This is a genomic window from Ramlibacter sp. PS4R-6, from assembly GCF_037572775.1.
In the GTDB taxonomy this organism is placed as follows: domain Bacteria; phylum Pseudomonadota; class Gammaproteobacteria; order Burkholderiales; family Burkholderiaceae_C; genus Ramlibacter.
Genome location: NZ_JBBHKA010000001.1, coordinates 2,941,822 through 2,964,952 on the forward strand (window position 1 = coordinate 2,941,822; position 23,131 = coordinate 2,964,952).

25 protein-coding genes and 1 tRNA gene are annotated in these 23,131 nt (G+C 68.4%); 13 read left to right on the forward strand and 13 right to left on the reverse strand.

Translation table 11 applies throughout. The features are described 5' to 3' along the window. The first annotated feature begins 52 nt into the window (after positions 1-52). Complete coding sequence (locus WG903_RS14575; protein ID WP_340076640.1) at positions 53-325, forward strand: hypothetical protein; 273 nt, start codon at positions 53-55, stop codon at positions 323-325. Here the strand turns inward: WG903_RS14575 and pgeF are convergent. Further along, positions 257-994 (reverse strand): peptidoglycan editing factor PgeF, encoded by a 738-nt coding sequence (gene pgeF, locus WG903_RS14580; protein ID WP_340076642.1) that lies wholly within the window; start codon positions 992-994, stop codon positions 257-259. The two genes, WG903_RS14575 and pgeF, sit on opposite strands and share 69 nt — an antisense overlap. Continuing rightward, positions 994-1,635 (reverse strand): maleylacetoacetate isomerase, encoded by a 642-nt coding sequence (gene maiA, locus WG903_RS14585; RefSeq protein ID WP_340076644.1) that lies wholly within the window; start codon positions 1,633-1,635, stop codon positions 994-996. The genes pgeF and maiA overlap by 1 nt, the downstream gene beginning before the upstream one ends. 36 nt (positions 1,636-1,671) lie before the next feature. Here maiA and WG903_RS14590 point away from each other — a divergent pair, with 36 nt between their 5' ends. The 4 genes from WG903_RS14590 to WG903_RS14605 are packed head-to-tail and all read left to right on the forward strand — an operon-like array spanning position 1,672 to position 5,098. Then, positions 1,672-3,045 carry a Rieske 2Fe-2S domain-containing protein gene (locus tag WG903_RS14590; protein ID WP_340076646.1) on the forward strand — a complete coding sequence of 458 codons (1,374 nt, stop codon included), beginning with the start codon at positions 1,672-1,674 and terminating at the stop codon, positions 3,043-3,045. Further along, positions 3,042-4,457 carry a glutamine synthetase family protein gene (locus WG903_RS14595; protein ID WP_340076648.1) on the forward strand — a complete coding sequence of 472 codons (1,416 nt, stop codon included), beginning with the start codon at positions 3,042-3,044 and terminating at the stop codon, positions 4,455-4,457. The genes WG903_RS14590 and WG903_RS14595 overlap by 4 nt, the downstream gene beginning before the upstream one ends. After that, on the forward strand, positions 4,458-4,787 hold the full coding sequence (locus tag WG903_RS14600; RefSeq protein WP_340076650.1) for a 2Fe-2S iron-sulfur cluster-binding protein: 330 nt from the start codon (positions 4,458-4,460) through the stop codon (positions 4,785-4,787). 8 nt (positions 4,788-4,795) lie between these two features. Beyond that, on the forward strand, positions 4,796-5,098 hold the full coding sequence (locus tag WG903_RS14605; protein ID WP_340076652.1) for an antibiotic biosynthesis monooxygenase family protein: 303 nt from the start codon (positions 4,796-4,798) through the stop codon (positions 5,096-5,098). Here the strand turns inward: WG903_RS14605 and WG903_RS14610 are convergent. Further along, positions 5,082-5,513 carry a MarR family winged helix-turn-helix transcriptional regulator gene (locus tag WG903_RS14610; protein ID WP_340076654.1) on the reverse strand — a complete coding sequence of 144 codons (432 nt, stop codon included), beginning with the start codon at positions 5,511-5,513 and terminating at the stop codon, positions 5,082-5,084. The two genes, WG903_RS14605 and WG903_RS14610, sit on opposite strands and share 17 nt — an antisense overlap. 52 nt (positions 5,514-5,565) lie before the next feature. Between WG903_RS14610 and WG903_RS14615 the strand changes: the two genes are divergently transcribed. The 8 genes from WG903_RS14615 (at position 5,566) to WG903_RS14650 (ending at position 13,395) form a co-directional block, all read left to right on the forward strand. Continuing rightward, the gene (locus tag WG903_RS14615) at positions 5,566-6,759 is read left to right on the forward strand and encodes a 3-hydroxybenzoate 6-monooxygenase (RefSeq protein WP_340076656.1); all 1,194 of its coding nucleotides are present in this window, start codon (positions 5,566-5,568) and stop codon (positions 6,757-6,759) included. Then, on the forward strand, positions 6,756-8,102 hold the full coding sequence (locus WG903_RS14620) for an FAD-dependent oxidoreductase (protein WP_340076658.1): 1,347 nt from the start codon (positions 6,756-6,758) through the stop codon (positions 8,100-8,102). The genes WG903_RS14615 and WG903_RS14620 overlap by 4 nt, the downstream gene beginning before the upstream one ends. Further along, positions 8,099-9,154 (forward strand): gentisate 1,2-dioxygenase, encoded by a 1,056-nt coding sequence (gene gtdA, locus WG903_RS14625; RefSeq protein ID WP_340076660.1) that lies wholly within the window; start codon positions 8,099-8,101, stop codon positions 9,152-9,154. The genes WG903_RS14620 and gtdA overlap by 4 nt, the downstream gene beginning before the upstream one ends. Next, the gene (locus WG903_RS14630) at positions 9,151-9,855 is read left to right on the forward strand and encodes a fumarylacetoacetate hydrolase family protein (protein WP_340076662.1); all 705 of its coding nucleotides are present in this window, start codon (positions 9,151-9,153) and stop codon (positions 9,853-9,855) included. Before gtdA ends, WG903_RS14630 begins: the two co-directional genes overlap by 4 nt. Positions 9,856-9,895: 40 nt before the next feature. Further along, entirely contained in the window at positions 9,896-10,381 is a 486-nt protein-coding gene (locus tag WG903_RS14635) for a TRAP transporter small permease (RefSeq protein ID WP_340076664.1), read from the forward strand. After that, positions 10,378-11,697, forward strand: a complete 1,320-nt coding sequence (locus tag WG903_RS14640; protein ID WP_340076667.1) for a TRAP transporter large permease — start codon at positions 10,378-10,380, stop codon at positions 11,695-11,697. Before WG903_RS14635 ends, WG903_RS14640 begins: the two co-directional genes overlap by 4 nt. A gap of 70 nt (positions 11,698-11,767) precedes the next feature. Further along, a complete protein-coding gene (locus WG903_RS14645; RefSeq protein ID WP_340076669.1) occupies positions 11,768-12,820 on the forward strand; it encodes a TRAP transporter substrate-binding protein in 1,053 nt (350 codons plus the stop codon). Positions 12,821-12,837: 17 nt separating this feature from the next. Further along, positions 12,838-13,395 carry an NUDIX hydrolase gene (locus tag WG903_RS14650; RefSeq protein ID WP_340076671.1) on the forward strand — a complete coding sequence of 186 codons (558 nt, stop codon included), beginning with the start codon at positions 12,838-12,840 and terminating at the stop codon, positions 13,393-13,395. 10 nt (positions 13,396-13,405) lie between these two features. Here the strand turns inward: WG903_RS14650 and WG903_RS14655 are convergent, their stop codons facing one another. The 10 genes from WG903_RS14655 to rpmI form a co-directional block, all read right to left on the reverse strand. After that, positions 13,406-15,601 carry a serine/threonine-protein kinase gene (locus WG903_RS14655; protein ID WP_340076673.1) on the reverse strand — a complete coding sequence of 732 codons (2,196 nt, stop codon included), beginning with the start codon at positions 15,599-15,601 and terminating at the stop codon, positions 13,406-13,408. A gap of 89 nt (positions 15,602-15,690) precedes the next feature. Further along, a complete protein-coding gene (locus WG903_RS14660) occupies positions 15,691-16,773 on the reverse strand; it encodes a type VI secretion system-associated FHA domain protein (protein ID WP_340076676.1) in 1,083 nt (360 codons plus the stop codon). An 18-nt stretch (positions 16,774-16,791) separates the two neighbouring features. After that, a complete protein-coding gene (locus tag WG903_RS14665) occupies positions 16,792-17,685 on the reverse strand; it encodes an adenylate/guanylate cyclase domain-containing protein (protein WP_340076678.1) in 894 nt (297 codons plus the stop codon). 117 nt (positions 17,686-17,802) lie between these two features. Beyond that, positions 17,803-17,879: transfer RNA gene (locus WG903_RS14670), tRNA-Pro, on the reverse strand. Positions 17,880-17,902: 23 nt separating this feature from the next. Beyond that, entirely contained in the window at positions 17,903-18,355 is a 453-nt protein-coding gene (locus WG903_RS14675) for a MerR family transcriptional regulator (RefSeq protein ID WP_340076680.1), read from the reverse strand. Positions 18,356-18,498: 143 nt separating this feature from the next. Continuing rightward, positions 18,499-18,852 (reverse strand): integration host factor subunit alpha, encoded by a 354-nt coding sequence (locus WG903_RS14680; protein WP_340076683.1) that lies wholly within the window; start codon positions 18,850-18,852, stop codon positions 18,499-18,501. A 19-nt stretch (positions 18,853-18,871) separates the two neighbouring features. Further along, positions 18,872-21,289 carry a phenylalanine--tRNA ligase subunit beta gene (pheT, locus tag WG903_RS14685; protein ID WP_340076686.1) on the reverse strand — a complete coding sequence of 806 codons (2,418 nt, stop codon included), beginning with the start codon at positions 21,287-21,289 and terminating at the stop codon, positions 18,872-18,874. A gap of 13 nt (positions 21,290-21,302) precedes the next feature. Further along, positions 21,303-22,349, reverse strand: a complete 1,047-nt coding sequence (gene pheS, locus WG903_RS14690) for a phenylalanine--tRNA ligase subunit alpha (RefSeq protein ID WP_340076688.1) — start codon at positions 22,347-22,349, stop codon at positions 21,303-21,305. Positions 22,350-22,437: 88 nt separating this feature from the next. Beyond that, a complete protein-coding gene (rplT, locus tag WG903_RS14695; RefSeq protein ID WP_340076690.1) occupies positions 22,438-22,797 on the reverse strand; it encodes a 50S ribosomal protein L20 in 360 nt (119 codons plus the stop codon). 18 nt (positions 22,798-22,815) lie between these two features. Next, positions 22,816-23,019 (reverse strand): 50S ribosomal protein L35, encoded by a 204-nt coding sequence (gene rpmI, locus WG903_RS14700; protein ID WP_340076692.1) that lies wholly within the window; start codon positions 23,017-23,019, stop codon positions 22,816-22,818. Positions 23,020-23,131: the final 112 nt, after the last annotated feature.

A 23,131-nucleotide genomic window follows, 5' to 3' on the forward strand; every position in this document is an offset into this window, starting at 1 on the left:
ACCCGAAGTATCCCAGCTTTCATGTTGCAGCGCAACATGAGTAGTACCCACAATGCCTGTCGTCCTCCTGGTCATCGTCGGTTGGCTCTATGTCGCCCTCATGATGTCGCTCGCCGAAGCCACGCACTCCAACGGCTCGGTGATCGGCGGCATCTTCACCTTTGTACTCTATGGCGTGGCTCCCGTGGCGCTCGTCGGCTACATCTTGTTGACGCCCGCGCGCAAGCGCGCCCTCAAGGCCCGCGAGAAGGCTGAGCTAGGCCAGCCAGACGACGGCGGCGAAACGCCCGCTGACCCGGTCGCGCCGGTGCGAAAAGAACCTTGAGGGGTTGGCGACGGTGCACCAGGCGCGGGTGCCGTCGTTGCCGTGGATGCGCGAGACGCCCATGGCGTGAAGGCGCCTGCGCGTCAAGGCCGGGAGATCGGCAAGCCACTTGCCTTCACGGTAGGGCTGGAAGTGCTGCGCGTCTTGCGGGTCGCGCGCCGCAAAGGCGGCCCGCACCTCGTCGCCGACTTCGAAAGCTTCCGGGCCGATGCAAGGGCCCAGCCATGCGACGAGCGATGCGGGCGCGACGCCCATCGCCTTCACCGTCGCTTCGACCACGCCTTCGCATGCGCCGCGCCAGCCCGCATGGGCGGCGCCGACGATCGAGCCGTCCTCAGCGGCGAGAAGCACCGGCAGGCAATCGGCGACCATGATCGTGCACGCGACCTGCTGGTGCGACGTGAAGCAGCCGTCGGCCCGCAGGCCGTCGCGCGCATCGGCATCGAGCCTGGCAACACCGACGCCATGCACCTGCTCCATGTACACCGGCCGCGCGCCCATCGCTTCGGCCACGATCGCGCGGTTGCGGGCAACGCGCTGCGGCTCGTCGCCGACGTGGTCGCCCAGGTTGAGGCTGTCGTACGGCCCTTGCGAGACGCCGCCCGTGCGCGTGGTGCACACGGCGCGCACGTTCGCCGGCACGGGCCAGTCCGGCGTGAGCAGGTCCATCACTTCTCGAAGTCGGGGCAGCTCGAAGGCTGCGCCTTCTGGAACGCGGGGTGCTCCATGCACGCGTTGAACACCGCCATCGTGCGCGGCAAGCCGTCCTCCGGCGTGTTCACGCGGCGGCCGTTGAAGATCTGCGGCACCAGGCAGCAGTCGGCCATGGTCGGCGTATCGCCGTAGCTGAATTTCGATTCCGGCAGGCGCGCCAGTTCGCGCTCGTAGGCTTCGAGGCCGGTGCGCACCCAGTGGCGGTACCAGTCGTTCTTCGCCTCTTCCTCCACCTTCAATTCGCGTACCAGGTACTTCAGCACGCGCAGGTTGTTCAGGGGATGGATCTCGCACGCAATGAGCTGCGACAGCGCGCGCACCTTCGCCCGGCCCAGCGGGTCGCGCGGCAGCAGGGGCGGCTGCGGTTTCGTTTCGTCGAGCCATTCGATGATCGCCATCGACTGCTCGAGCGCCTCGCCCGAGTCGGTGACGAGCGTGGGCACCAGCCCCGTCGGCGACACCGCCGCGTACTCGTCTTTCTTGTGTTCCCCCTTCACCAGGTGCACCGCCGCGTACTCGTAGGGCAGCCCTTTCAGCTCCAGCGCGATGCGCACGCGGAACGAGGCGGAGGAGCGGAAGTAGTTGAAGAGTTTCATGGCGCGCCAAGGATAAACCGGCGCTAGACTTGCCGCATGAAGGCGGAGCAGAACGAGCTCATCACCCGCATCGGCCCGGGGACGGCCTGCGGCGGCGTCATGCGCGCCTACTGGCAACCGTTGGCGCTGGTGGACGAATTCGACCCGCGCCTCGACCCGCGGATGGCCAACCGCCCCGTGAAGGCCGTGCGCGCGCTCGGCCAGGACTTCGTGCTGTTCCGGGATGCGCAAGGGCGCTGGGGCCTGCTCGACCGCGACTGCCCGCACCGCGGCGCCGACCTTTCGTTCGGGCGCAACGAAGGCGACGGCCTGCGCTGCCCCTTCCACGGCTGGAAGTTCGACGTGGCGGGCAACTGCCTCGAGACGCCGGCCGAGCCCGCGGGCAGCAAGCTGTGCGATCGCGTGAAGCAGCGCAGCTACCCGGTGCTGGAAAGGAGCGGCGTGGTGTTCGCCTTCCTCGGCAGCGGCACGCCGCCACCCTTCCCGAACTTCGACGCCTTCGCCGCGCCCACCTCGCACACCTTCGCGTTCAAGGGCCTGTGGCACTGCAACTGGCTGCAGGCGTTCGAAGTCGGCATCGACCCGGCGCACCCGTCGTTCCTGCACCGCTTCCTGTCCGATGAAGCGCTGGATGCCATCGGCGACAACCCGGCAGGCAAGCAGTTCCGCAGCGCGGCGGCGGGAGAGATGGCGGGCGAGCGCTGGCCAATGACGCGCGTGATGCGCGAGTTCCACCAGCCCGAGATCAGCTTCGAGAACATGCCCTGGGGCATGCAGGTGACCGCGCTGCGGCCCATGACGCAGGAGCTCACGCACGTGCGCGTGACGCAGGCCGTCTTTCCGCACACCTTCGTGATCCCGCTGTCGGAGACGCTCACCATCACGCAGATGCACCTGCCGGTGGACGACACGCACACCTACTGGTATTCCGTCTTCACGAGCTTCGCCGGCCCGGTGGACAAGGAGGCCATGCGCAACCAGCGGCTGCAGTACATCTCGCTGCCCGACTACGTGCCCAAGTCGGGGCGCCACAACAACTGGGGCTTCAACCCCGCCGAACAGTTGACGCGCACCTACCTCGGCATGGGCGAGGACGACATCAACGTGCACGACCAGTGGGCCGTCGAAAGCCCGGGGCCGATCGCCGACCGCACGCGCGAGCACCTGGGTACCAGCGACAAGGTGATCATGGCGAACCGCCGCGTGCTGCTGAAGGCGATCGAGACGGTGCAGGCCGGCGGCGTGCCGCCCGGCGCGGCGGACCCGGCGAATTCGGCGGCATTGGTCGGGCCGGACACCGTCGACGGCATTGCGCCCGCGGGCGAGTGGGCCACGTGGTGGCGCGAGCAGGTGCGCGCCAAGCGCGAACACGCGCCGTGGACGGCGAAGCCCGCACCCGTCACGGCATGACCACCTTTGCGCAGCGCTGCGGTATCCACGACGCGCGGCACGAGGAGGCCGCGAAGCGCATCTCGCGCCTCATCGAATCGACGGGCATCGAGCTCGTGCGCGTCGTCTGGTGCGACCTGCACGGCGTCACACGCGGCAAGACGCTGACAGCGAGTGCCGCACTGCGTGCGCTGCACGACGGCGTCGGCATGGTCAGCACGCTGATGCTGAAGGACACGTCGGACCGCACCGCGTTCAAGGTGTTCGAGCCTGGCGGGACCGGGGGGCTCGAGGGCTTTTCCTTCGCCAACAACCTCGTGCTGCTGCCGGACCCCGAAAGCTTCCGGCAGCTGCCCTGGACGGAACGCACGGGCTGGATGCAGGCGCAGCCCTGGTTCCAGGATGCGGGGCCGGTGCAACTCGACACCCGGCGCATCCTGCAATCGGCGCTCGCGCGGCTGGACAAACACGGCCTGGCGATGCGCTGCGGGCTCGAAGTCGAGTTCCACATCTACCGCATCGAGGACGCGCAGCCGCAGCTCGACCCCGAGCATGCCGAGTGGCCGGGCGCGCCGCCGCGCGTGTCGATGGTCCATCCCGGCTACAACCTGCTGGCCGAAGGCTGGTTCGACATGGCCGAGGAACCGCTGCGCATCGTGCAGCACACGGCTCAGGCGCTGGGCCTGCCCCTGACCTCGCTGGAGATCGAGCTGGGCCCCAGCCAGGTCGAGGCGGTGTTCGACGTGACGGACGCGCTGACCGCGGCCGACAACATGGTCCTGTTCCGCAGTGCCGTGAGGCAGGCGCTGCGCCGCGCGGGCTACCACGCCACCTTCATGTGCCGCCCGCCCTTCCCGAACATCATGTCGAGCGGCTGGCACCTGCACCAGTCGCTCGTGGACGCGAAGACCGGCGCGAACGCCACCGACATGGCGTGGCTAGCGGGCCTGCTCGAGCATGCGCGGGCGATGGCCGTGTTCTGCACGCCGACCGCCAACGGCTTCGGGCGCTTCCGCCCCAACGCGCTCGCGCCGCAGGCCGTCGTGTGGGGCCGCGACAACCGCGGTGCGATGCTGCGCGTGATCGGCGAGGCCGGCGATGCCGCGTTCCGCATCGAGAACCGCATCGGCGAGCCCGCCGCGAATCCCTACCTCTACTTCGCTTCGCAGGTCCACGCCGGCCTGGACGGCATCGAGCGCAAATTGCAGCCGCCTGCGCCGACGGAAGCGCCGTACGGTCCCGCACCCACCATGCTGCCGACCTCGCTGGGCGAAGCGCTCGAGGCGCTGCGCGCCGACAAGTCGTTCGCGAATGCCTTCGGCGCAACCTTCATCGACTACTACACGCGCATCAAGCAGGCGGAGCTCGCACGCTTCGACGCCGCCGAGGACAAGCAGGAGTTCCAGCGGCGCGAGTACTTCGGGCGCTTCTAGATGGCGAAGGTCACCATCCACCTCGTCGCCGCCAACGGGAACGAAACCACGCTCGAATGCGCCCTGGGCCAGAGCCTCATGCAGGCGGCGATCGCCAGCAACGTCGAAGGCATCGACGCCGAATGCGGCGGGACGATGACCTGCGCCACCTGCCACGTCTACGTGCGCGAGGGGTTCCTGCCCAAGCTTCCGATCATGACGAGCGACGAGGATTCGATGCTGGATTTCACTGCCTCGCTGCGCAAGGCGAACAGCCGCCTCTCGTGCCAGATCCCGCTGACGGAAGAACTCGACGGCCTGACAGTAGACTTGCCCGAGACCCAAACCTAGGAACGACCATGATCCTCGAGATCGCCGACATCCGCGTGAACCCCGGCCAGGAAGCCGCGTTCGAGGAAGCCATCCAGCGCGCGGTGAAGACCGTGCTGCCCAAGGCGAAGGGCGTGCACGGCTACAAGGTGAACAAGTGCATCGAGAACCCGCAGCGGTTCATCCTGCAGATCTTCTGGGAGACGCTGGAGGACCACACGGTGGGATTCCGCCAGGGGCCGCTGTTCGCCGAATGGCGCGGCTTCATCGGCCCCTACTTCGCCGGCCCGCCGCTGGTGGAGCACTTCACGCTCGTCACGAAGAGCGAATAACCAGCTTCTCCAGCAGCTTCATCAGCTGCTCGCGCTCGCCCGCCTCCAGCGGGCCCAGGATGCGCCCCTGCGCCTTCGTCACGGCGCGCTTCATCGCCATCGCCGCTCGCTCGCCCTCGGGCGTCACCCACAGCAGCTTGCGGCGGCGGTCCTGTGCGTCGGGCCTGCGCTTGACCCAGCCCCTGGCCTCCAGGCGATGGATGACGGAGCCGAAGGTCGCCGCGTCGAAGGCCACGCGGCCCGCCAGCGTCACCTGGTCTTCGCCCGGCTCCTCGATCAGCGCGTTGAGGATGGCGAACTGCACCGGCGTCACGCCGAACTCGGCCGTTTCCTCCATGAAGACGGCCACCGCCAGCTGGTGGGCGCGCCGGATCAGGTGACCCGGTGCATGGCGGAAGTCGAAGCTCTTGGGCATGGCGCGCCAGTGTAGTTTGGGCAGATAATATGCATTCTTATCAATTTCGGCCATGGCGGCTTCCCTGCACTTCCTCATTGCCGGCGGCGGCATCGGCGGCCTGGCGGCCGCGTACGTGCTGGCGCGCGACGGGCATCGCGTCACGGTGCTGGAGCAGCAGGCCCAGTTCGGCGAGATCGGCGCCGGCATCCAACTGGGGCCGAACATCTTCCGCATGTTCGACTGGCTGGGGCTGACGCAGGCGATCAACGCCGTCGCCTACTTCCCGCCCGGCATGGGCATGAACGACGTTCGTACCGGCGAGAAGGTGGTACGCGTGCCTTTCGGCGACGCGGTGAAGGCCTTGTATGGCTACCCCTACGGCGTGATCTACCGCGCAGACCTGCACAAGGTGTTGCTCGACGCGTGCGCGCGTTTCGGGGACGTCGTGCTGCGCACGTCGAGCAAGGTCGAGGGCTTCGAGCAGTCGGGCAGCGCGGTGTCGGTGAAGCTTGCCAGCGGTGAGCGGCTATCCGGCGACGCCCTCATCGGCGCCGACGGCCTGTGGAGCCGCATCCGCGAGGCCATCGTCGGCGACGGCAAGCCGCGCGTCTCGGGCCACATCGCGTACCGCGCGGTGCTCAAGCGCGAGGACGTGCCCCGGCACCTGTGGAACGACGAAGTGCTGCTGTGGGGCGGCGAGAAGACGCACCTGGTGCACTACCCGCTGCGGCGCGGCGAGCTCTTCAACCTGGTCGCCGTCTTCCACAGCAACAAGTACGACGAGGGCTGGAACACCTTCGGCGACACGGCGGAGCTGAACGAGCGCTTCGCGGATGCCGTGCCCCAGGTGAGGGAACTGCTCGGCAAGATCGAGACCTGGAAGATGTGGGTGTTGTGCGACCGCGAGCCGGTGAAGAACTGGAGCGATGGGCGCGTGACGCTGCTGGGTGACGCCGCGCACCCCATGTTGCAGTACCTCGCGCAGGGCGCGGGCCAGGCGATCGAGGATGCCGTCGTGCTCGGGCAGGCGCTCAAGGCCACCCGCGGCGATGTCGCGCCGGCCTTCATCCAATACCAGCAGGCGCGATACCTGCGCACGGGCCGCGTGCAGCTCACCGCGCGCTTCTACGGCGACATCTACCACGCCAGCGGCGTCACGCGCGAGCTGCGCAACCAGATGTTCCAGGGCGGCAAGGAGTCGGCGGGCTTCGCGGGCCTGAAGTGGATGTACGAGGGCATTGACCCCGAAAGGATGTTCGCATGAGCGTCGTCCACGAGCCCGCGCGCGAAACGCCCGTCTTCGGCGAGTACGACGTGGTCGTGCTCGGCGGCGGGCCCGCGGGCATCGCCGCTGCCGTGGCAGCGGGCCGGGCCGGGCGCTCCACGCTGCTCGTGGAGCGCTACGGCTTCCTCGGCGGCATGGGCACGGCCGCCGGCGTCACCAACTTCTGCGGCCTGCATGCGAACGTCCATGGCGAGATCCGGCAAGTCGTGCACGGCGTGGCGGACGACTTGCTCTCGCGCATCGATGCGCTCGGCGGGCTCAATGCGCCCCACATGATTTTCGGCAAGATCGCCGCGCAGGCCTACGACACGGCGGCCTACAAGATCGCGGCCGACGACTTGCTCGCCTCGGCGAAAGCGGAGGTCCTGTTCCATGCGCTCGCTTGCGGCGTCGTGAAGGAGTCCGAGCGCAGCATCGCCGCCCTCTTGCTGGAAACGAAGTCCGGACGCGTGGCCGTGAAAGGCCGCGCCTTCATCGACTGCTCGGGCGACGGCGACCTGGCCGCGTGGGCGGGCGCGGCCTACGAGAAAGGCGATGGCGCGGGCAACATGCTCTACCCCTCGCTGATGTTCCGCGTGAACGACGTGGACCGCGAGCGCGCGGGCGACGCGTGGAAGACGATTCCCGAGCTGATGGCCCGAGCCGAAGCCGAAGGCCGCCACCGGTTCCCGCGCAAGGGCGCCATCGTGCGGCCGCAGAAGAGCGGCATCGAATGGCGCGTGAACGTGACGCAGCTGGCCAACGCGAGCGGCCAGGCGATGGACGGCACCGATGCGCGCGAGCTGTCCGACGCCGAAACGCTCGGCCGCCGGCAGGTGGCGCAGGTCGCGAAGTTCCTGCGCGAGGTGCCGGGCTTCGAGCGCTTCTACATCGTCGACATCCCGCCGCAGGTCGGCATCCGCGAAACGCGCCGCGTGCAGGGCCTGTACATGCTCACCGAAGCTGACGTGCTGGGCTGCGCCGACTTCGACGACACCATCGGCGTCAACGGCTGGCCGCTGGAGCTGCACGTGAAGGGCGACGTCGAGTTCCGCTTCGCGCCCATCCCGGAAAGCCGCGGCTTCAACCAGCTGCCCTACCGCATGACCGTGACGCCTTCGCTCGACAACCTGTGGGTCGCCGGGCGCTGCGCCTCGATGACGCACGAGGCGCAATCCGCCGCGCGGGTCACCGGCGCCTGCTTCGTGATGGGACAGGCCTGCGGCACGGCGGCGCACTTCGCGCTTCGCGAAGGCACGGCTGCCGCGCGCGTGGACGTGCACGACCTGCAATCGCGACTCGCCGCCGAGGGCGCCTTCCTCGGCCAAGGAGACACACCATGAACGCTCCCGACAAGACCCTGCAGGCCCGCCAGCAGCTGTACCGCGACATGGAGCCGCTGCACCTCACGCCATTGTGGGAGGTGCTGCACGCGCTCGTGCCCAAGGAGCCGAAGACGCCTTGCGTGCCGGCGCACTGGAAGTACGCCGACGTGCGCCCGTTCCTCATGCGCGCCGGCGAGGCGATCACCGCCGAGGAGGCCGTGCGCCGCGTGCTCGTGCTCGAGAACCCGGCCCTGCGCGGCCAGTCGTGCATCACGCAGTCGCTCTACGCCGGGCTGCAACTGATCCTGCCCGGCGAGGTCGCGCCCAGCCACCGCCACACGCAAAGCGCCCTGCGCTTCATCGTGGAAGGATCCGGCGCCTACACCGCCGTCGATGGCGAGCGCACCACCATGCGCCCGGGCGACTTCATCATCACGCCCAGCTGGACCTGGCACGACCACGGCAACGACGCCGACGTCCCGGTGATCTGGCTCGACGGCCTCGACATCCCCATCGTGCGGTTCTTCGACGCCGGCTTCGCCGAAAACGACACGGCGCGCTCGCAAGTCGTCACCCGCAAGGAAGGCGAGAGCATGGCCCGCTACGGGCACAACATGGCGCCCGTGCGGTCCACATCGCCCTTCGGCAAGACCTCGCCGATCTTCAGCTACCCGTACGACCGCAGCCGCGAGGCGCTCGAGCAGCTCGAGCGCGACGCGCCCGTCGACCCCTGGGACGGCGTGAAGCTGCGGTACGTCAACCCGCTCACCGGCGGCTCGCCCATGCCGACGATGCAGACCTTCATGCAGAAGCTGCCCGCCGGCTTCACGGGCAAGGCGTGGCGCCAGACCGATGGCGCCGTCTACAGCGTCGTCGAGGGCGAAGGCGAAGCGGTGATCGAAGGCGGCGGCCAGGAGCTGCGCTTCGCCTTCTCGCCGCGCGACCATTTCGTCGTTCCCCCGTGGCACACTGCCCGCTTCTCGTCGCCGCGGGGCTGCGTGCTGTTCAGTTTCTCCGACCGCCCCGTGCAGGAAGCACTGGGCCTCCATCACGAAGAAAGGCTGTCATGAATTACGTCTTCGATCCCGCGCCCGCCGCCAGCGTCCCCGTCGTCGGCCGCAGCGAGCGCTTCCCGGTGCGCCGCGTCATCTGCGTGGGCCGCAACTACGTCGAGCACGCCAAGGAAATGGGATTCACCGGCCGCGAGCCGCCCTTCTTCTTCTTCAAGCCGGCCGACGCGATCGTGCCCGTCAACGCGGGCGAAACCGGCACCATCGCCTACCCGAGCCTGACCAAGGACCTGCACCACGAGATCGAGCTGGTGGCGTGCATCGGCACGGGCGGGCGCAACATCAAGGCCGCCGACGCGATGAAGCACATCTGGGGCTATGCCGTGGGCCTGGACATGACGCGCCGCGACCTGCAGGGCGAGATGAAGAAACAGGGCCGCCCGTGGGAGATCGGCAAGAGCTTCGAGCAGTCCGCGCCCATCGGCCCCATCACACCCGCCGCGCAAGCGGGCGATATCGTGAACGCGGACATCTGGCTGAAGGTCAACGGCCAGGACCGCCAGCGCAGCAACGTCTCGAAGCTGATCTGGAACCTAGGCGAGATCATCGAGCACGTCTCGGCCGCCTGGGACCTCGCGCCCGGCGACCTGATCTTCACGGGAACGCCCGAGGGCGTCGCCGCCGTGGTGGCCGGCGACACGCTGGAGGGCGGCGTCGGGAAGCTGCCGCCGCTTTCGGTGAGAATCGCCCAGGCGCGCTAGGCCCCGGCCGGCGCGCAAGACAAGAAGAAGGAGAAGAAACTTGCGCGTCCTGGACTTCCTGGCCAAGGCGTGCGCGGTGCTCGCGGGCGTGCTGCTCACGGGCATCACGCTCATGACCTGCGCGAGCCTGATCGGCCGCAACACCACGGGCTGGACGCTCGTCGGCGACTTCGAGCTGACGGGTGTGGCCACCGGCGCGGCCATCGCCTTGTTCATGCCGTGGTGCCAATGGCGCCGCGGGAACATCATCGTCGACTTCTTCACCGCCAAGGCGAGCGGGCGGACCAACGACCTGCTCGACCGCTTCGGCGCCCTGCTCCTCGCGGTTTCGTTCGCGCTGCTGGCCTGGCGCACGACGCTGGGCGGCCTGAACGCCTACGACACGCATTCCGAGAGCCAGATGCTCGGCTTCCCGCTGTGGATGGTCTACGTGGCGATGGTCCCGCCCTTCGTGCTGGCGTCCGTCATCGGCGTCTGGCAGGCGGCCTTCGGCTTCCCGGTCGAGGCGCCGGAGGCGCACGCATGAGCGCGCTGACGCTGACGCTCATCATCTTCGCGATCATGCTGGTGCTGATGGCGATCCGCACGCCGATCTCCATCGCCATGTTCGCCGCCGGCGCCATCGGCTACGTCATGCAGACGGGCTGGGCGCCGTTCGCGAACTTCCTGAACAACCAGGCCTTCGCGCGCTTCGCCAGCTACGACCTGTCGGTGATCCCGCTGTTCATCCTGATGGGCCACTTCGCGACGCAGGGCGGCATCAGCAAGGCGCTGTTCGAATTCGCGGCGGGCGTGATGGGCCGCTTCCGCGGCGGCCTCGCGATGGCCGCGGTGCTGGCGTGCGCGGCATTCGGCGCGATCTGCGGGTCGTCCGTGGCCACGGCTGCCACGATCACTTCGGTGGCGCTGCCCGAGATGAAGCGCCACGGCTACTCGGGCCGCCTCGCAACCGGCACGCTGGCGGCCGCCGGGACGCTGGGCATCCTCATCCCGCCGTCGGTGCCGCTCGTGATCTACGCGATCCTCACCGAGCAGAACATCGCCAAGCTGTTCGCGGCGGCGATGATCCCCGGCATCATCGCGATGTTCGGCTACATGGCCGCGATCGCGGTGTACGTGCGCGTCGTCCCGGGCCACGCGCCCGACGTCGACGACGAGCCGGCAAAGCTCACCTTGCATGCGTTCGCGGGCATCGCCCCCATCGCCATCATCTTCCTGCTGGTCTTCGGCGGCATCTACGGCGGGCTGTTCACGCCCACCGAGGGTGCGGGCGTCGGCGCGGCATCGACCTTCGTCGCGGCGCTGATCAAGCGCGAGATGACCTGGGACAAGTTCAAGCAGTGCTTCTATGCCACGGCCGAGAGCTCCGCGATGATCTTCCTGATCTTCATCGGCGCCGACCTCATGAACTCGGCCCTGGCGCTGACGCAGGTGCCGAACCAGCTCGCCGCCGTGGTGGGTAGCTGGGGCCTGTCGCCGCTGATGGTGGTGGCCGCCATCCTGGTCTTCTACGTGATCCTCGGCGCCGTCATGGACGAGCTGTCCATGATCCTGCTGACCATCCCCATCTTCTTCCCGATGGTGATCGGCCTGGACTTCGGCATGCCCAAGGAATCGGTCGCGATCTGGTTCGGCATCATGGTGCTGATGGTCGTGGAGTTCGGCCTGCTGGCGCCGCCCGTCGGGCTGAACGTCTACGTGGTGAACGGCATGGCGCGCGACGTGCCCATCGCCGAGAGCTACCGCGGCGTGATGCCCTTCCTGGTGAGCGACACGCTGCGCACCCTGCTGCTTTTGTTCTTCCCCGCGATTTCCCTCTGGCTCGTGCAGTACATCGGTTGAGGGAAAGCCCGGGAAACGCGCACGTCCCCGCTGCGTTAAGTTAGCAACGTCCCCCAGATTGGAGCCCGCCATGATCCGCCGCCGCACCCTGCTGCAATCCTCCGCCGCCGTCGCGCTCGCCGCGCCCGGCCTGTCCGGCCTTGCGCAGCAGTCGGTCACGCTCAAGTTCCACACCTTCATGGCGCCGCAGTCGAACGTGTGGCTCACCATGCACAAGCCGTGGATGGAAAAGGTCGAGAAGGACTCGGGCGGCCGCATCAAGTTCGAGGCCTACCCCGCCATGCAGCTCGGCGGCACGCCAGTGCAGCTGTACGACCAGGCCAAGGACGGCGTGGTCGACATCGTGTGGACCCTGCCGGCCAACACCGCGGGGCGCTTCCCGCGCATCGAGGTGTTCGAGCTGCCGTTCTTCATGACGAACGCGGAGGCCACCTCCAAGGCCTACTGGGAGTACCACCAGTCGATGGCCAAGGAGGAGTTCAGCGACACGCAGGTGATCGCGCTGCACGTGCACGGGCCCGGCATGTTCCACATGAAGGAAAAGCTGATCAAGCACCCGGACGACCTGCGCGGCATGAAGCTGCGTGGCCCCACGCGCCAGATCACCAAGATGCTCGGCAACCTGGGCGCCACGCCGGTGGGCATGCCGCTGCCGCAGATTCCCGATGCGCTGTCCAAGGGCACCATCGACGGCTGCGTGATCCCGTGGGAGGTGGTGCCTTCGGTGAAGGTGCACGAGCTCACCAAGTTCCACAGCCAGTTCGACCCGGCGGGCGGCGCGCTCTACACGACGACCTTCGTCATGGCGATGAACAAGGCGAAGTACAACGCGCTCGCGCCGGACCTCAGGAAAGTCATCGACGCCAACTCCGGGCTCGCGACTTCCGCATGGCTGGGCAAGGTGCAGCAGGGCAACGACCCCATCGGCCGCAAGGCCGCGGAAGACCGCAAGAACACCATCTACACCATCCCCGCCGCCGACGCGCAGGAATTCAAGCGCAAGGCCCGCCTGGTGGAGGTGGAGTGGGTCGCCGACATGGACAAGCGCGGCTTCGACGGCAAGAAGCTGATCGAGACGGCCCGCGGCCTCGTCGAGAAGCACACGAAGACGACGAAGGCGTGAGCGGTAAACTCGACTGAGTGTCGCTCCCGCCTTTTCGCACACCCATCAAGCACTGCCGCAACTGCGGCGAGGCCGTCGCGTACCGCGTGCCGGACGACGGGGATACGCGCGTGCGCGCCGTCTGCCCGGCCTGCGACACCATCCACTACGAGAACCCGCTGAACGTGGTGGGCACGGTGCCGCATTGGGGCGACCAGGTGCTGCTGTGCAAGCGGAACATCGAGCCGCGCTGGGGCAAGTGGACCTTGCCGGCGGGGTTCATGGAACTGGGCGAATCGGCGGCAGAAGGTGCCGCGCGCGAGACCGACGAGGAAGCCGGCGCGAAGTTCGAGATGGGCGAATTGCTCTCGGTGCTGTCGGTGCCGCGCGTGGGCCAGGTGCACATGTACTGGCTGGCGAAGCTGCTGTCCGACCGCTTCGAGCCCGGCACCGAAACCATCGAGGCGCGCCTCTTCACGGAGGACGAGATCCCGTGGGACGAGATCGCCTTCAAGACGGTGTACGAGACACTGAAGTGCTACTTCGCCGACCGGCGCGCCGGCCGCTTCGCCGTGCACGTGATCGACATCACCTGACCGCGGCGCGCTAGTAGCCGCCGCCGACGGCGCCTCGCCCGGTCCCTTCGCGCAGGCGCTTCTCTTCGCGCCATTTCACGCACAGCGGGTGGTTGCGCGCAGCGGGCTTCTCGCATTGCTCCGCCAGGCAGAACTCGCGCGTGAGGAACATCTTCTCGCGGCAGGCCTCGACCGCACTCCCGTTCGCCGCGGCTGGCGCAGGCGCCGGCGCGGGCCGCGCCGTTTCGGTGTGCGGTTGCGGCACGAACGCGGGACGCGCAGTCTCGACCTGCGCGGGCCCGCCACTGGCCTTGGGCTTGGCGGGCGCCACCTTGGCCGGCGCGGGCTTGGACGCGGTGGCAACCGCGGTCTTGCTGGCGGCCGCAGGCGCGGCGCTGGCGGCCGCACTGGCCGTCTGAACGGGCTCGCTGGCGGCCACTGCGGGCGTGACACCCGTTGCGGGGACCTGCGCCGAAGACGAAGCGGCCGAAGCGACCTCCGCCGGGGCGGCTGCCGCCGATGCGGCGGACGATGCGGCCGCCGCTGCCGAATCGGCCGGCGCGTGGCTGCGGCCCATCAGCGCGAAGGCTGCGATGCCGATGACGGCCACCGCGCCGATACCGGCCAGCACCGCGACCGGCGGTTTCCTGGCGGTGCCTGCCGCGGCGGGCGCTTTCGCCGCCCGCTCGGCAGGCGCGGCCTTCGCCGTAGCCGCCGACGCTGCGGCCGCGGGCGCCGGGCTGGACACCGGCGTCGCCGGCGCGGCGCCCGCCTTCGCCACCGCCTTCTGCGCGTCGGGACGGATGAACGTGATGGTCTCGGGAAAGTCGGTGCCGTCGGTGCCCGTGCCTGTACCCGTACCGGTCGGGCTCGAGCCGCCTTCGGCCGTCACCAGCGAAGCGACGGGCGCGGCTTCGGCAGCAGCCGGGGCCACCGCAGGAGCCGACGCGACGGCCGGTACGGGCGCGGCCACCGGGGGCGGGGCCGGGACGGCCGCGGGGCTCGTCGCCTCCACCGGCTTGACCATGGAGGGCATGGTGCCGGTGCGAAGGCGCGTCGCTTCCTCGTCGGGCTCGTCGGCCCGCTGCGGCGTGGCCGTCAGCGCCGACCCGCTCAGCACCGTCTGGTCCGGCGAGGTGTTGGCCCCGCCGGTGAGCTTGCGCAGGCGCCGGCGCGCGAGGTCGGCATAGATGCCGGCGGGGAATTTCTCGAGGAAGGCCTCGAACTCCTCCGCATCGGTGGAGTCCTTGATGTCCTTCCAGTAGACGAGCTCGACCTCCTGCGTGACCGTGGAGGGGCTCGTGACCGCGCCGACCACCGATTGCAGGCCGCGCGAGCCGGTGCCGCCCGCATCGGGCTTCTTCAGCGGGTTGGCCGCGGGCACGACGGTGACGTCCTCCGCGCGGCGGATGGCCGACTGCATGGCGGCGGCGAAATCGCGCGCGGTGGCGAAACGCTCCTCGCGCGTCTTGGCCAGTGCGCGGGCCACCACGGCGTCGATCGCGGTCGGCAGCTTCGGGTTGATCGTGCTCGGGTGCGGCGGCGTGTGGCCGATGATCTGGTGGATGATCGAGAAGTCGTTGTCGCCGTCGAAGGGCCGCTTGTCGGTGAGCAGCTGGTAGAGCACGACGCCGACGGAGAACAGGTCCGCGCGCGAATCGATCTTCTGGCCCTGCACCTGCTCGGGCGCCATGTACTTCAGCGTGCCGACCATGCTGCCCTGCGTGCGCGTGGCCTCGCCCGAGTCCTGGATGCGGGCCACGCCGAAGTCGGTGAGCTTCACGCGCCCGCCCGGCTCGATCAGCAGGTTGGCCGGCTTGATGTCGCGGTGGACGATGCCCTGCTTGTGCGCGTAGTCCAGCGCCGAGAGCAGGTCGCGCACCATCTTGAGCGACTGCTCCAGCGAGTAGCGCACGCCCTTGTCCAGGTGGTGCTTGAGGTCGTCGCCCTGGATGTACTCCATAACCAGGAAGGCGATGTCGCCGTCGCGGTCGGAGTCGTAGACGCTGACGATGTTGGGGTGCTGCAGGCGGGCCGCGCTGCGGGCCTCGGTGCGGAAGCGGTGCTCGTACTCGGCCGCGGCTTCTTCCGACAGGTTCTCGACCTTGACGGTCTTGATCGCGACGCGGCGGTCGAGGTTGGGGTCCTTGCCCTCGTACACGATGCCCATCGCGCCCTTGCCCAGGACGCGGACGAGTTCGTAGCGGCCGAGTTTCTTGAGACTCACGAGACTGCAGCGGTCCTGCTTGAGGGAAAACCCATTCTAGCCTCAGGCTCAGCAGCGGGCACGCGGGAAAGCAAGGCCCGGCGCGGCTTTCACGCCTTGCGTGTCTCGCGCCGGATACGCAGGCTCTCGCGCAGGTAGGCCTCGGTGAAGTGCCGGTCCAGCTGGCGCTGCGCCCACTTCTGCATGTCGGCGCCCTGCTCCTCGTACCACTTCGAGTAGGCGTCCCAGGCGCGGGTGCCCTCGAACAGCTTGGTGCCTTCGCCGAGCAGCTTCGTCCTGAGCGTGGCGGGCGCCAGGTCGCGCAGCGTGCCTTCGATCGCCGCGCGCGCCGCGGCGGCCGACGCCGTGTTGTGCGCGACGAGGTCCACCAGCACCTCGCGCATGGCGCGCTCCGCGGACACGAAACCCACCGCCGCGAGCCTGCCGCCGAACAGGTACTTGAGCTTGGTCTCGGCAGGCCAGGCGGTCTTGAGCGGGTTGTTGTCCTTGGTCGCCATCATCGTGCGGTCCTCGGAGCGCAGGTCCTTCTTCACGCCCGTGACCGTGGCATGCAGGTCCAGCACGCCCAGGACCAGCAGCCGCACGAGCCGGCCCATGGCCTCGAGCTCGCCCTTGCTCATGGTGCCCGCCTCCACGCCCAGGCCCTGGAAGAAGGACGCCACCTCGCCGGCCTCCATCGACGCCGCGTCGAAGCCGCCGCCGCCGCCCGCCGTGTTGACCGGCCCGAAGGTCGTGGTGAAGCCCCAGTCGGCGCCGAAGGGGTCGTCTTCCGGGGGCGGCGCGGCCACCAGCGGCATCGTCTCGGCGCTGGCCTGCAGCGCAGCCCAGGGGTCGGCCTCCTTCGTGTCCGCCTTCGTTTCGCCCGCGACCTGCCGGGCGACGACCACGTAGTCGCCGACCTTCATCGACTGGCCGGCGGGCAGCACGCCGCGCGCGCCCGGCGGCGCCTCCCCGAACGCCATCTCGATGCCGTTCACCGAGGAGACGACGTGGAAGTGCAGCTCATCGCCCTCGGCCCACAGGGCCAGGTGCCGGCGCGAGACCGTGCGCTGCGGGTCCGGCAGGCACACGTCGCACTCGGTGTCACGGCCCAGCACCAGCTGGGGGTCGCCGGCCGCGAGGCGGCGGGTGGCGTCGAGGCCGGGGCCCGAGACATGGATTTCGAGGGCCATGGGGCGGGAAGGGGCGCGTCAGGCGCGCACGTTGAACTCGATGAGCGGCGCGTCTTCGGCTTCGCGCTCGCAGCCGAGCGAGATCTTGCCCTGCCCCACCAGGTAGCACTCGGTGCGGCGCAGCACCACCGGCTCGGCCTGGTTGCCGAAGTACACCCAGGTGCCGAAGCTGGAGGCGTCCTCCAGCACGAAGTGCCCGCCGCGCCAGCCGGCCGTGCAATGCACGCGCGAGACGCGGCCGTCGTTGACGGTGAGCGAGGCGGTGATCGAGCGGCCGATGGACACTTTCTCGCCGTGCGGCTCCAGGCGCACGGTCTTGCCGACGCCGGTGATCTCCAGCACGCCGGCCTTGCCCGCCTTGAACATGGACACGCCCATCACGGTGGCTTCGCTGTCGCCGCCGCCGACGTTCCAGTCGACGCGGAAGACTTCGGTCACTTCCTGCTTGCCGCGCAGGTACATGGGCCCGAGGCTGCGCAGCTGGGCCTGCTGTGCCCCCCCGAGCGATTCGCGCACGCGCGCGGTGGTGAGGATCTGGTCGGCGCCGGCCAGGTCCGCCAGGCGCGCCGCGCTGTTCACGGCGTCGCCGTAGCAGTCGCCCTCGATCTCGACGACCTCGCCCGACTCCACGCCCATCTGCATCTGCACGGGAGCGCCGGTGCCGCCGGGGTACACGGGCTTTTCCTTCAGGCGGTTCTGGATCGCGATGCAGGCATCGATGGCGTCGTTCTCGGTCTGGAAGACGGTGAAGATGCCGTCGCCGAGCAGCTTCACGACGCGGCCGCTGTGCTCCTCGAAGGTCTTGGACAGGGCCGTGGTGAGCTGCGTGACGAAGCGCCCGGCGGTCTCGTCGCCGAGCCGCTCGAAGATGCCGGTGCTCCCGACGAGGTCTGCAAAGACGACCGTGGCCATGGTTGGGGCATTCTATGCGTGCGGGTCCGCCGGGCAAGCCCTGCAACCCGGAGCATGCCAACGATTGCACAGGAAAAAAGGGCCGGCAACCGTGAAGTTGCAGGCCCTTTGGGTTTGTGGTCGGCGTGGCGGGATTCGAACTCGCGACCCCTTGCACCCCATGCAAGTGCGCTACCAGGCTGCGCTACACGCCGAGCCGGCGATTATAGCTTGCGCCCTAGTGCGTATTGGAGAGCAGGTCGCGGATCTCGAAGAGCTCGCGGCGCACGAGCATGATCTTCTGCGAGAAGGCGTCGCGCTCCTCGGGCGGCGCGCTGTCCTCGAAGTCGTCGGCGAAGGCCGAATCCTCGACCTCGATCACCTCCACGCCCTCGAGCATCACCTCGCCGGCGCGGCGCTTGTCGCGCTCGACCTGCACGATCTCCTGCAGCTTGTTGCGCGCGCCGCTGATGGTGAAGCCCTGGTCGTACAGCAGGTCGCGGATGCGGCGGATCATCAGCACCTCGTGGTGCTGGTAGTAACGGCGGTTGCCGCGCCGCTTCATCGGACGCAGCTGCGTGAACTCCTGCTCCCAATACCGTAGCACGTGGGGCTTGACGCCACACAGTTCGCTGACCTCACCGATGGTGAAGTAGCGCTTTGCCGGGATTGCCGGGAGGCCTTTCTCCATTGAAATCAATGTTGTAGGAGAGAAAGCTCCAAGGTTACTCTAAGACCGGCAGGGGTGCAAAGAGGCCGCTGACAGGCGTTGCTTTTTGGCGGGCAAACGGTTTTGCCGCGGCGCCGCACGGACGCCGCCGGGCCAGCGCGCGGTCAGCGCTCGGCGGGGCCGGTGGCGCCCTGGATCTGCTCTTTGAGCTTGTGGCTGGCGTGGAAGGTGACCACGCGGCGGGCCTCGATCGGGATCGCCTCGCCGGTGCGCGGGTTGCGGCCCGGTCGCGGCGCCTTGGTGCGGATCTGGAAATTGCCGAAGCCGGAAATCTTCACGTCCTGGCCGTCCACCAGGCTGGCCGCGATGAGGTCGAAGAAGGCATCGATCATGTCCTTCGACTCGCGCTTGTTCAGGCCGATCTGCTCGAACAGCAATTCCGCGAGCTGGGCCTTGGTGAGCGCGGGCGTTTCCAGGCTTTCGACCGCGAACTCGATGATGTCTTCTGGCTTGTTCATTGTTGTCACGGCATGCATGTCATCCCCTCAGGCGGGCCCCGGTGCGGCTCGCCACTTCCCTCACGATGGCCTGGACGCAAGCCTCGATCTGTTCGTCGGTCAGTGTCGCGTCGTTGCTGGCGAGCGTCAAGCGAAGCGCGAAGCTCTTCTCGTCCGCCGCCATGCCTGCAACCGCCTGTTTGGGTTTGTAGACGTCGAAGAGGAATGCGTCACGCAGCAAGCCATCGGTCGGCGCGGCGTTGATGGCCGCAAGCACCGCGTCGTGCGTGACCCCATCCTTGACGATGACTGCGATGTCGCGCTGAGCCGGCTGGAAACGCGGCACGGGCTCGAACGCGGGAACGTCGCGCTTCGTGACGGCATCGAGTTCCAGTTCGAACACGACCGGCGCCTGCGCGAACTCCCATTGCTGGCGCCAGCGCGGGTGCAGTTCGCCGACCGTGCCGACCTGCCGGCCGTCCAGCCACACGCCCGCGCAGCGGCCGGGATGCATGGCCGGGTGCTGGGCCGGCTTGAATTCGGCCTTGCGCGGCGCGAGCAGGGCTTCCACGTCGCCCTTGGCGTCGTAGAAATCGACGGGCGTGGCGCGCCTGCCCCACTGCGCGTCGTCCGCGTTGCCCCAGGCGAGGCCCGCGACGCGCATCGGCTGGTGGATGCCGTGCACCGTCGTGTCGGTCGTCGCAACGGACGTGTCGCGCAGGAACACACGGCCGATCTCGAACACGCGCACGCGCTCGGCCTTGCGGTCGAGGTTGAAGCGCAGCACCTGCAGCAGCGAACCGACGAGCGAGGAGCGCATCACGCTCATCTGGCTGGCGATCGGGTTGAGGAGCTGGACCGGGTTCGGGTTGCCGGCGAGCTCCTTCTCCCAGCTCTCCTCGACGAAGCTGAAGTTGATGGTCTCGAAATAGCCCAGGGCGGCCAGGTGGCGGCGCACGGCGAAGCGGCTGCGCTGCGATTCCGGGCGCACGCGCGCGGTGATGGGCGCAAGCGGCGGGGTCGTCGGCAGGTTGTTGTAGCCGACGATGCGCGTGACCTCCTCGATGAGGTCTTCCTCGATCGTCATGTCGAAGCGGTAGGGCGGCGGCGTCACGGTGATCACGCCGCCCGAAGACTTCGCGGGCAGCTTCAGGCGCGCGAACGCATCCATGCACTGCGCTTCGGTGATCGGCATGCCGATGACCTTGGCGGCGCGCGCCACCCGCATCTGCACCGGCTTGCGCTCGGGCAGCTTCGGCGCCTGGTCGTCCATCGGGCCGGCTTCGCCACCGCAGATGTCGATGATCAGCCGTGTGATGTGTTCGATGTGCTCGACCGTCAGGCTCGGGTCGACGCCGCGCTCGAAGCGGTGGCCGGCGTCGGTGGAGAAGTTGTAGCGGCGCGAACGGCCCTGTACGGCCTCGGGCCACCAGAAGGCCGCCTCGACGTACACGTTCTTCGTGTCGTCGGAGACCGCCGTGGCATCGCCGCCCATGATGCCGGCCAGCGACTCGACTTCCCTGTCGTCGGCGATCACGCCGACCTTGTCGTCGACCGTGATCGTGGTGCCGTTCAGAAGCTTGAGTTGCTCGCCCGGCTTGCCCCAGCGCACGTCGAGCGCGCCGTGGATCTTGTCGAGGTCGAAGATGTGCGACGGGCGGCCGAACTCGAACATCACGTAGTTCGAGATGTCCACCAGCGCGGTGACGCTGCGCTGGCCACAGCGGGCGAGGCGGTCGACCATCCACTGGGGGGTCTTCGCCTTCGTGTTGACGTTGCGCACGACGCGGCCGGAAAAGCGGCCACACAGGTCGGGCGCGGAAATCTTGACCTTGAGCTTCGCGTCGTGCTTCGGCTGCACGGGCTCGAACTTCGGCTCCTTGAGGGGCGCGCCGGTCAACGCCGACAGCTCGCGAGCGACGCCGTACACCGACAGCGCATGCGCGAGGTTGGGCGTGAGCTTCAGCGTGAAGACGTGGTCGTCCAACCGCAGCACGTCGCGCACGTTCCTGCCGATGGGCGTGGACGCATCGAGCTCCAGCAGGCCCGCGTGGTCCTCGGACAGCTTCAGCTCGCGCGCCGAGCAGAGCATGCCCTGGCTTTCGACGCCGCGCAGCTTGCCGAGCTTGATCTCGAAGGGCTTGCCCTCCTCGTCCGGCGGCAGCACGGCGCCGACCAGCGCCGTCGGCACCTTGATCCCGACGCGCGCGTTGGGCGCGCCGCACACGATGTTGAGCAGCGCGCCCTGCCCCACGTCCACCTGGCAGACGCGCAGGCGGTCGGCGTTGGGGTGCTGTACGCACTCCTTGATCTCGCCGACGACGACCTTGTCGAACGGCGGCGCGACCGGGCGCAGGTCCTCGACCTCCAGCCCGCCCATGGTGAGCGTGTCGGCGATCTCTTTCGTGCTCAGCCGCGGGTCGCAGAACTCGCGCAGCCAGGACTCGGGGAATTGCATTCTTCTTCTCTGGTTATCGGAACTGGCGCAGGAAACGGATGTCGCCGTCGAAGAACAGGCGCAGGTCGTTCACCCCGTAGCGCAGCATGGTCAGGCGGTCCGGGCCCATGCCGAACGCGAAGCCGATGAACTTCTCGGGGTCCAGGCCCATGTTGCGCACCACCTGCGGATGCACCTGGCCGGAGCCCGCCACTTCGAGCCACTTGCCCGCGAGCGGGCCGTGCTGGAACTGGATGTCGATTTCGGCGCTCGGCTCCGTGAACGGGAAGAAGCTCGGGCGGAAGCGCAGCGCGAGGTCGTCGCTTTCGAAGAAGGTGCGGCAGAAGTCGGTGAACACGACCTTCAGGTCCTTGAAGCTCACGTTCTCGCCCAGCCACAGGCCTTCGCACTGGTGGAACATGGGCGAGTGCGTCGCGTCGCTGTCCACGCGGTAGGTGCGGCCCGGTGCGATCACGCGGATCTCGGGCATGACCTTGGCGCCGGCGTACTTCTTGATGTGCGCGTGGGCGTAGCGCACCTGCATCGGGCTGGTGTGCGGGCGCAGGTTGTAGGGGATGCCGTCGTCGCCCTTGATGTCGACGTAGAAGGTGTCCTGCATCGACCGCGCCGGGTGGTTCGGCGGGTTGTTCAGCGACGTGAAGCTGTGCCAGTCGCTTTCGAGCTCGGGGCCGTCGGCCACGTCGAAGCCCATGCTGGCGAAGATCTGCTCGATGCGCTCCATCGTCAGGCTCACCGGGTGAAGCCCGCCCGGCTCGCGCATGCGGCCCGGCAGGGAGACGTCCAGCGCCTCGGCCTTCAGCTGCGATTCGAGCTCCGCGTTCGCGAGCGCCTCGCGGCGGTCGGCCAGCGCGGCCTCGATCGCCTGCTTGGCCTGGTTGACCGCGGCGCCGCGCGTCTTCTTCTCGTCGACGGACAGCGAGCCCATGCCCTTCATCAGTTCCGTGATGCGGCCGGACTTGCCCAGGAACTGCGCCTTGGCGTTCTCGAGGTCGGCGGGCGTGCCCGCTTTCGAGAAAGCCTCACGCGCGCCGGCAACGATGGATTCGAGTTCTTGTGTCATGGAGAAAAAACAGGGCTAGAGCCAACGGCCCTAGCCCTGTCTTGATTGGATTTTCGCCGGAGGCCCCTTGCGGAGCCCCCACCGTGAATCAAGCAGCCAGCTTGGCCTTGACTTGTTCCACGATGCCGGTAAACGCCGCCGGGTCGTGCACGGCGATGTCGGCCAGGACCTTGCGGTCGATCTCGATGCCGGCCTTGCGGATGCCGTTGGCGAACTGGCTGTAGGTCAGCCCGTTGGCGCGAGCGGCGGCGTTGATACGCGCGATCCACAGCTGGCGGAACACGCGCTTCTTGGCGCGGCGGTCGCGGTACGCGTACTGGCCCGCCTTCATCACCGCCTGCTTGGCGATGCGGAAGACGTTGCCGCGGCGGCCGCGGAAGCCCTTGGCGAGGGCGAGAACCTTCTTGTGGCGGGCGCGAGCCGTTACACCACGTTTGACGCGAGGCATGTCGTTTCTCCTTGTCCGTTAGATGCCGGCACCGGGCAGCATGGCCGCCATGTGACCCATGTTGGTCTCATGCACGCCCGTGGGGCCGCGCAGGTGGCGCTTGTTCTTGGTGGACTTCTTGGTCAGGATGTGGCGCTTGAAAGCCTGGCCACGCTTGACCGTCCCACCCGGACGGACGCGGAAACGCTTCTTCGCTCCGCTCTTGGTCTTCATCTTGGGCATGTGAATGCTCCTTCTCTCTCTTGCCTTCGTGCTCGTGAGGCGCCGCGAATGTTTCGCGTCTTGATGGCCCCGAGCCACTTGTTCGCGTGGACTTCCACCACGCTTCAATGCC